Source organism: Bacillus cereus group sp. BfR-BA-01379 (assembly GCF_022663605.1).
GTDB lineage: Bacteria > Bacillota > Bacilli > Bacillales > Bacillaceae_G > Bacillus_A > Bacillus_A mobilis.
Genome location: NZ_JAKUFT010000037.1, coordinates 42,514 through 51,060 on the forward strand (window position 1 = coordinate 42,514; position 8,547 = coordinate 51,060).

Consider the following 8,547-nt stretch of genomic DNA (forward strand, 5'->3'; position numbering starts at 1 on the left):
TTTTCTCCCCTTACTCTAGCGTAAATATTTCCTCCACCTTCACCCCAAAATATTTGGCGATTTTTAGGGATAACTCTAGACTCGGATTATAATGATGGTTTTCAATCGCCACAATCGTCTGTCGCGTCACCTGCATCGCCTTTGCCATTTCAACTTGCGTTATATGATGTTGCTTTCTTAACTCTTTTATTGTATTTTTCACACCCATAGGCTCCACCTTCGAAAGTAAAGATATCTTTACTTTAATTATAAATATTTTCCAGTTGCAAGTAAAGATGTCTTTACAAATTTTAGAAAAACACTTCACTGAACACCTTCTCTAACAACGTACAAGCGTAACTCAATTTTTATCGGCGATTATATATATCGCCTTACCGACCTCCGTTGTGCTATAAGCATAAGAAAGAAGCTGTTCCCAAATACCTTTGGGAACAGCTTCTCCGCCTGACTACATAAATCCTAATGCATATACAAGAACGTATCCAAGAATAGAAAGGAAAACCGAACCGATCAGCCCCGCCACGAATGCTTTACTTCCTAACTTACGGAACGTTTTAAACTCTACATTTAAACCAAGCCCCGCCATCGCCATTGCAATAAGCATGTAAGCAATGACAACAATGTATCCGGCAACAACTTCTGGTATAATCCCGAGCGAATGCACTGCACTCATCGCTAAAAATCCGAAGATGAACCACGGAATTGGAAGGTCGCGCCACGATTTTTTTTCCTCGCTTCCTTCACTCTTACCAAACCATAATCCAATTAAAATCGCTACTGGCACAAGCATTGCTACGCGCGTTAATTTCACGATAACTGCGATGTCTACAGCCGTACTTCCTCCTGGCGCCGCAGCTGCGATGACATGAGCGATTTCATGCAGCGTCGCACCCGAGAATACACCGTAACCATACGGTGAGAAACCAAGCACTGGATATAATAACGTATAAATAAGTGTAAATATTGTACCTAAAATGGCAATAATCGCTGCGCCTACTGCCGTTTCCTCATCCTTCGCTTTCACTTGCGGCGCAATTGCCACGACCGCAGCCGCGCCACAAATTGCAGTTCCGCACGCTGTTAAAATTCCAAGCTTTTTTTCTACCTTAAACACTTTCGTTAGCCCATACACAACGAAAATTGTAAATGTAATAACAACCGCTGCGATGACCAATACTTTCGGCCCTGCCTTCGCAATATCAACAAGGTTTAACCGCATTCCAAGTAAGATAATCCCGAAGCGAAGCAACTTCTTACTCGCAAAGTTCGTCCCAGCTATCGCTTCTTGCGGAACTCCAATTGCCGCACGCCAAACCATCCCAATTAGAATAGCAATTACTAATTGTCCCATAATATTTAAAAACGGAAGCTCTGCTAAATATTTCGCAGCAATTGCGATTAATAGTGTAATCCCAATTCCTTGTGAAAATCCAAAGCCCTTCTTCTTTTGTATAACAAGTGTTTGTTCCACTTTGAACCACTCCAATAATCGTATTGGAACATGCATGTTCTTTCTACTTACATTATAAGAGAGTTTCTATAATAAGTTTAATATCAATATTGAATCTCTATCATCAGAAATACTTATGATAAGATGAAAGAAAAACGAAAGGAGCCCATTACATGAACGTAGACATTTTAAAAATATTTGTTACTGTCGTTGAACAGAAACACTTCTCCCGTGCAGCAGAATTATTAAACCTTTCACAGCCTGGTGTAAGTATGCATATACGCAACTTAGAAAACGAATTTGGCACTACTCTTATTCAGCGTTCTCCAAAGCACGTTCAAGTGACAGAGGCTGGAAACATATTATATATACATGCAAAACAAATGCTCTCTCTTTATGAAGATGCTAAGCAAGAAATTAACGAGCTACATAACGTTGTAACAGGAACTCTTCGCATCGGTGCTAGTTTTACAATTGGCGAATACTTACTTCCAAAAATACTGGCTAACTATGCGAATGAAAATCCACACGTCGAAGTTCATACTTTCATCTCAAATACAGAAGATGTTTTGCAAAGCCTTCGCTCTAATCAAATTGATATTGGCTTGGTGGAAGGGCAAGTCTTATACGCCGACGTTGACGTTGAAACGTTTATGCAAGATGAAATGAAGCTCGTCGTCCCGCCAAATCATCCACTACTCCGCACAAAGGAAATAAATGAAAGCACACTCCAAGATCAAGTATGGGTATTAAGAGAAAGTGGTTCTGGTACACGCGCTTATAGCGACCGCTTTATTCATCAACACCATTTAAAAATGAAAAGATTCTTTACGTTCAGTAGTATCCAAAGCGTGAAGGAAGCAGTTAGTGCCGGACTTGGCATCGCTATCCTTTCTGATTGGACCATACGGAAAGAGTTACTGGCAAAAGAGCTATTCCACGTTGAAGTTCCAAATGAACAACTCATCCGTCCATTCTCCATCGTGCGCGGCAAATATTTTATTCCGTCTAAGGCTATTCAAGTGTTTTTAAATCATGTAGATTCCTTTGCGAAAAAACAGAGTTGACCTTCACATTAGTGTGAAGGTTTACAATACATGTAAAAGGAGTGAAACCCATTGCGAATTGGAGAGTTATCAAAAGAAACTGGCATTAGCGAAAGATCACTAAGACATTATGAAGAAAAGGGGTTACTCCCTTCTAAGCGCCTCGCAAATGGCTACCGTGATTTTGATAAAAGTGCCATCGAAAAAGTGGAGCTTATTCAAATGTACTTGCAAATTGGCTTAAATTTAGAAGAGACGGCAAAAATGCTGCGCTGCCTTGAAATCGAACCGCATCTGTACGAAAATCCTTGCAGCAGTATCCTTACGCTTTATGAAGATAAACTTAATGAAGTAACAAAGCAGATTTCACTACTTTCCAGCATTCAAACAAATTTGCAAAAACACGTTTCACTCCTAAAACAAGCAAAAGAAAAGAGATGATTACATGTTTGTTATACATGGCAGTTCAAGACAAAATGGAAATACAGAAGCTTTAACACATACGATGATCGATGGAATTGAGACAGAACAAATTTACTTGCGAGACCATACAATCCATCCTATTACAGACCAACGTCATGACGCAGAAGGTTTCCAACCTGTACATGATGACTACGAGCAGTTAACCAAACGCATGTTAGAGCACGACACAATTATCTTTGCTACACCCCTATACTGGTACGGAATGAGCGGACATATGAAAAACTTCGTTGATCGCTGGTCACAAAGTTTGCGTGATACATCCCTTCATTTCAAAGAAAAAATGAAAGATAAAAAAATGTACGTTGTCATCGTTGGTGGAGACAATCCTAAACTGAAAGCATTACCGCTTATCGCTCAGTTTCAATATATCTTTGATTTTGTTGGTTCATCATTTGAAGGATATATTATTGGGGACGCAAATGGATTAGATGAAATCAAAAACGATGCTAAGGCGCTGCTAAAAGCACAATTGTATAATAACGAATTCAAAAATGATAAATAGAAATAAGTTTGACAAACTATTTTGTATGCGCATACAATAAAAGTAATATTATGAAAGGAAGGTACTTTGACCAATGAAGTTCTAATTCTCTTATTTATTTCATCCATCACAAATAGTGAACAAAAAATGATGAAAACTAGCAGAGGATTAGTCTGTCCATTTGTCGATACTTTCTTTCGAAACGATCATGTAAAAATCGTTTATTTATGTACGATTTTTACATGCAAGGGCGACGTTTATCCTCTCTAGTGAAACTAGGGAGGTTTTTTTATGACTATTTTATTCGCACGTAATATTGAAAAAAGCTTTGGTGATCGCACACTATTTACGTTACCATCACTGGAAATTCAAGCACAGGATCGCATAGGAATTGTTGGAGTCAACGGGGCTGGTAAATCTACGTTATTACAAATATTAAGTAAAGAAATAGAAGCTGACACTGGCATAGTAACTCATCATAGTTCTATCAGCATCATTCCTCAACTTAGCGAGGAACTACCGGAAACCGCTTCTTCTCTCGCAAAAGGAAAATGGAGTATTTCAAATGTTACAGATGCAATGAGCGGTGGTGAACGAATGCGGCTAAAGATTGCTCATGCTCTCGAACAAGATGCAGGCATTTTATTCGCTGATGAACCAACAAGCCACTTAGATATGCTTGGTACAGAGCAATTAGAAAAGGCACTTTTATCTTATAAAGGGGCACTTGTTTTAATATCACATGATCGTGATTTTTTAGATAATATATGTACAAAAATCATTGAAATTGAAGACGGTACTATTCAAGAGTATAAAGGGAATTATTCAAACTATCGAAAACAAAAAGAACGTGAACAAATACAAAAACAAGCAGAATATGAGCAATATATACAAGAAAAAAATCGGTTAGAGCAATCAATTTCACAAAAAAAGCAACGTGCTTCTAGCATGACAAAAATCCCAACTCGGTTCAGTTCATCTGAATCTAAACTTTATAAGTTAAGCGGGGCTCATGGGCAAGAACAGGTTAGCAAAGCAGCAAAAGCATTAGAAACACGTCTCGAAAAACTAGAAAAGAAAGAAAAACCAAAAGATATTTCTCAGGCTCAGTTTGACGTGCAATACCATACACCCATTCATAGTAAAGTCGCAGTACAGTTCAATAAAGCAACAAAGAAAATAGGCGACCGCACACTATTTAAAAATATGAATGGAACTATTGCCCCTAGTGCAAAACTTGCTATTTTAGGAGCAAACGGAAGCGGTAAAACAACTGTGTTCAACATGCTTCTCGCAAACGAGCGTGGCATTCAGCTTTCGAAGAGTTGTAAAATTGGATATTTCGAACAAACGCTATCAATTTTACAAACAGATAAAACCATTTTGGAAAACGTTCTAGAAGAAACAAACTATACGGAAGCATTCGTTCGCACAATACTTGCCCGGCTTCTATTCCGTCGTGAAGATGTTCATAAACCTGTGCATGTCTTAAGTGGCGGCGAACGAATGAAGGTTGCGCTCGCAAAAGTATTTTTAGGAAACTATAATATGCTTCTGCTCGATGAACCGACAAACTATTTAGACTTAGCGACGCAAGAAGAATTAGAAATCATGTTACAAGAATACCCTGGCACAGTACTTTTCATTAGCCATGACCGTGCCTTTATTCGCTCTGTTGCAGACCATATTCTACAAGTAGATGAGAGTGAACCAAGAGTATTCCACGGTAATTACGAGCAATACACAAAAAGAACAACCGGGGATTCTGTAAACGTTACTGAACAAGAATTATTACGATTACAAACAAAATTAACAGAAATCATCGGCAGAATTTCCATACCAAATCATCACGATGACATCACATCTCTCGAACGAGAATACGAAACATTATTAGTTCAAATCCGGAAATGTAAGGAAGCGCTCTAATGTCTTCCCTATATATCGACAAGGCCTTCCGCATTTCCCAAGAAATATTGAAACTTCGACATGATAACAAAAAAGCCGTGCACCTGCACGGCTTTTCACTTTATATACGGACAGCAGTTCCGCTCACTGCAACCATTAGCATTCCTTCGCGAACTACTTCGTAATCCACGTCGATACCAACAATTGCATTCGCATTTTTTTGTCTTGCGAAAGTTTTCATCTCTTCCATTGCAATGTCGCGTGCTTCTTTTAATTTACTTTCATAAGCGCCCGCACGACCGCCGACAACGTCACGGACAGAGGCAAAAAGGTCACGAACGATATTCGCGCCCATAATCGCTTCTCCATTGACGATATCGATATACTCAATAATTTCTTTCCCTTGAATTGTAGACGTTGTTGTTACAATCATGCTTCATAGCCTCCCATATAAGATTTTCACTTACTTATGGTGCACTAATTTAGCAGAAATTATATTTACGAACTGAACTGAGCTTCGTATAAACGGCTATATCCTCCGCCTTGCTCAATTAGTTCCTCATGCGAACCTTGTTCTGCAATACCGTCTTTATTTACAACGACGATACGATCCGCATTTTTAATCGTTGCAAGTCTATGAGCAATAACTAATGTTGTACGGCCGACAGATAGCTCAGCAAGTGACTTTTGAATTGCCAATTCTGTCTCTGTATCTAATGCAGAAGTTGCTTCATCTAATATTAAAATTGGTGGGTTTTTCAAGAACATACGTGCAATCGCTAGACGCTGCTTCTGTCCTCCTGAAAGTTTCACGCCGCGCTCACCGATAACAGTATCTAAACCGTCTGGTTGTGAGTAAATTAAATCTTCTAATTGCGCTCGTTTTACCGCCTGCCAAATTTCAGCTTCTGACGCCTTTAAATTTCCGTAAGCAATATTTTCACGAATCGTTCCTGAGAATAAGAACACATCTTGCTGTACAATTCCAATTTGCTTACGAAGTGAAGATAACGTCATATCTTTCGTATCAATACCATCAATTTGAATCGATCCAGATGATTGTTCATAAAAGCGTGGGAGTAAACTACATAACGTTGTTTTCCCAGCTCCTGATGGTCCAACGAACGCAACTGTTTCCCCTGCATGTATTTTCAAACTAATATCATTTAAAATCGGTTCTTTGTTTTCATATCCGAATGTAATGTTGCTATATTGAATATCACCATGTACATGTTTAACTTCCATCGCATCTTTAGCGTCTACAATATCTGGCTCAGTTTCAAGAAGCTCTACATATCTCTTAAAACCAGCGATCCCTTTCGGATAACTCTCGATTACTGCATTAATTTTTTCAATTGGGCGGAAGAAAATATTCGTTAACAGAACAAATCCTATAAATCCACCGTACGTTAATTCACCTTGCAACACAAACCATGTACCGCATATTAAGACGAAGAGCGTTACAAGACGCATGAGCATATAACTAATTGACGAATTTAACGCCATAATTTTATACGCCATTAATTTCGTTGTACGGAAACGAGCGTTGTTAACAGCAAATTGCTCTTTCTCAAACTTTTCATTTCCGAATGCTTGTACAACGCGGATACCGCCAACATTGTTCTCAATACATGCATTAAAATCAGCAACGTCTGAGAATAAACGTCTAAACGTACCTGTCATTTTTTTATTGAAGTAAAGTGCCAACCATAATAAGAATGGAATAACGAAGAACGTTAATAGCGCTAACTTCCAGTTGATCATCATCATAAATGAGAATGCCCCAACTAAAGTCATAACAGCGATAAATAAATCTTCTGGCCCATGGTGAGCAATTTCCCCAATCTCCATTAAGTCGTTTGTAAGACGTGAAATTAAATGACCTGTTTTATTATTGTCAAAAAATCTGAATGATAGCTTTTGAATGTGATCAAACAATTTCTGCCTCATATCCGTTTCAATGTTAACGCCAAGCATATGCCCCCAATATGTAACGACGTATTGTAAGCCTGCATTTAAAATATACACTGCAAGTAAACCGAAACAAGCCCATAAAATAAGCGTCCAGTTTTGCCCTGGCAATAACTTATCAATAAATTGATTTACGATAAGCGGGAAGCCAAGTTCTAATAACCCTGCGACAACTGCGCAAGAAAAATCGAGTATAAATAAACCTTTATACGGTTTATAGTAAGAAAAAAATTTACGTAGCATATCTTCCCTCCATTTTCCAAAATTAAAAAGACTCCCTAAATGATAACCATTATCAAATAATTATTCAAGTGATTCGACTATGAAACTAAAATAAGGTTTGCGAGAGTTGTCGTTTTTTGCCGGGAAGTCGATATATTTGGATAGTCGCTGATATAAATTTCATTTACTATTAATCCCGTTCAAACCAAAAAGGGTATCACCACAAGGTGATACCCTTTTCTTCTATTACATCGCTTCCGAATCCCACTCATGCTCCTGCTGAACAAACACAACACCTAATTCGTGATGTCCTCCGGCGTATAATGCCGTTTGAGCAAGGCGAAGCTCTCCATTAGTATCTAATACTTCTAACTTGCAAAATGCTCCTGTCGTCTTCGTTTGAAGCGCATCATAAAATTCCTCAGCACTTCTTGGAATGACTCCATTTACTTTCGTAATCACTTCTCCAGGCAGTAAATTCAGCTCTGCCCCAATTGTATTCGGGATTGTATCTAATACAACAAGTCCATCATTATGTGCAGCGAAATACGCCGGTCTTGTCTCATCCGCAATTTTTTCTTGCATGGAAATTGTGAAACGTCCAAGCATTGCGACTCCCATCGCGATAATGGCAAGTACGTGCCACCAATAACTTGCGATTCCTAAAACAAGCACAAGTCCTGCTAATCCGTACACACGTCTTCCTGTAAATAATAAAGCTTCCGTTGGCTCATAGCTTCTAATCCTTCTCATAAATCCAATTAAAAATGGAACGAGGAATAGAGAATATGTATCTGAACCTATTGAAACGACAGGCCACCATGAAATAAATTGTGTTACCGCGTCACCTGGTACAAGAATAAAAATTGGAACGATCCATAAACGCTTTGATTCGTGTAAACCAATCTTTAACCCACGCTTCCCCTTCCTAATCTTCGGTGTCGAATATCCTACTGCATTTTTAGAAATCAACAAGCCCTCTACAACGA

Annotated in this window: 8 protein-coding genes and 1 pseudogene; 4 read left to right on the forward strand and 5 right to left on the reverse strand. The window is 38.6% G+C overall.

Going from position 1 to position 8,547, the window contains the following annotated elements; genetic code table 11:
• Positions 1 to 10: 10 nt before the first annotated feature.
• Positions 11 to 208 carry a helix-turn-helix transcriptional regulator gene (locus MR113_RS15600; protein WP_061679317.1) on the reverse strand — a complete coding sequence of 66 codons (198 nt, stop codon included), beginning with the start codon at positions 206 to 208 and terminating at the stop codon, positions 11 to 13.
• 240 nt (positions 209 to 448) lie between these two features.
• Positions 449 to 1,471, reverse strand: coding sequence for a YeiH family protein (locus MR113_RS15605; RefSeq protein ID WP_242255340.1), 1,023 nt, complete (start codon positions 1,469 to 1,471; stop codon positions 449 to 451).
• 152 nt (positions 1,472 to 1,623) lie between these two features.
• On the opposite strand from MR113_RS15605, the gene MR113_RS15610 reads away from it, so the two are divergent.
• The 4 genes from MR113_RS15610 to abc-f all read left to right on the forward strand — a co-directional run bounded on the left by MR113_RS15610 (position 1,624) and on the right by abc-f (position 5,386).
• The gene (locus tag MR113_RS15610) at positions 1,624 to 2,517 is read left to right on the forward strand and encodes a LysR family transcriptional regulator (RefSeq protein ID WP_242255342.1); all 894 of its coding nucleotides are present in this window, start codon (positions 1,624 to 1,626) and stop codon (positions 2,515 to 2,517) included.
• 51 nt (positions 2,518 to 2,568) lie between these two features.
• Positions 2,569 to 2,937 carry a MerR family transcriptional regulator gene (locus MR113_RS15615; protein WP_242255344.1) on the forward strand — a complete coding sequence of 123 codons (369 nt, stop codon included), beginning with the start codon at positions 2,569 to 2,571 and terminating at the stop codon, positions 2,935 to 2,937.
• A gap of 4 nt (positions 2,938 to 2,941) precedes the next feature.
• A complete protein-coding gene (locus MR113_RS15620; protein ID WP_242255346.1) occupies positions 2,942 to 3,481 on the forward strand; it encodes a flavodoxin family protein in 540 nt (179 codons plus the stop codon).
• 270 nt (positions 3,482 to 3,751) lie between these two features.
• Complete coding sequence (gene abc-f, locus MR113_RS15625; protein WP_242255348.1) at positions 3,752 to 5,386, forward strand: ribosomal protection-like ABC-F family protein; 1,635 nt, start codon at positions 3,752 to 3,754, stop codon at positions 5,384 to 5,386.
• Between the two features lie 100 nt (positions 5,387 to 5,486).
• On the opposite strand, the gene MR113_RS15630 is transcribed toward abc-f, so the two are convergent.
• The 3 genes and pseudogenes from MR113_RS15630 to MR113_RS15640 all read right to left on the reverse strand — a co-directional run.
• Positions 5,487 to 5,798: a heavy metal-binding domain-containing protein gene (locus tag MR113_RS15630; RefSeq protein WP_000637523.1), complete on the reverse strand. Its 312-nt coding sequence runs from the start codon at positions 5,796 to 5,798 to the stop codon at positions 5,487 to 5,489.
• Positions 5,799 to 5,863: 65 nt separating this feature from the next.
• On the reverse strand, positions 5,864 to 7,579 hold the full coding sequence (locus MR113_RS15635) for an ABC transporter ATP-binding protein (protein ID WP_098088763.1): 1,716 nt from the start codon (positions 7,577 to 7,579) through the stop codon (positions 5,864 to 5,866).
• 225 nt (positions 7,580 to 7,804) lie between these two features.
• A pseudogene (locus tag MR113_RS15640) lies at positions 7,805 to 8,547 on the reverse strand (PDZ domain-containing protein); the annotation flags it as partial.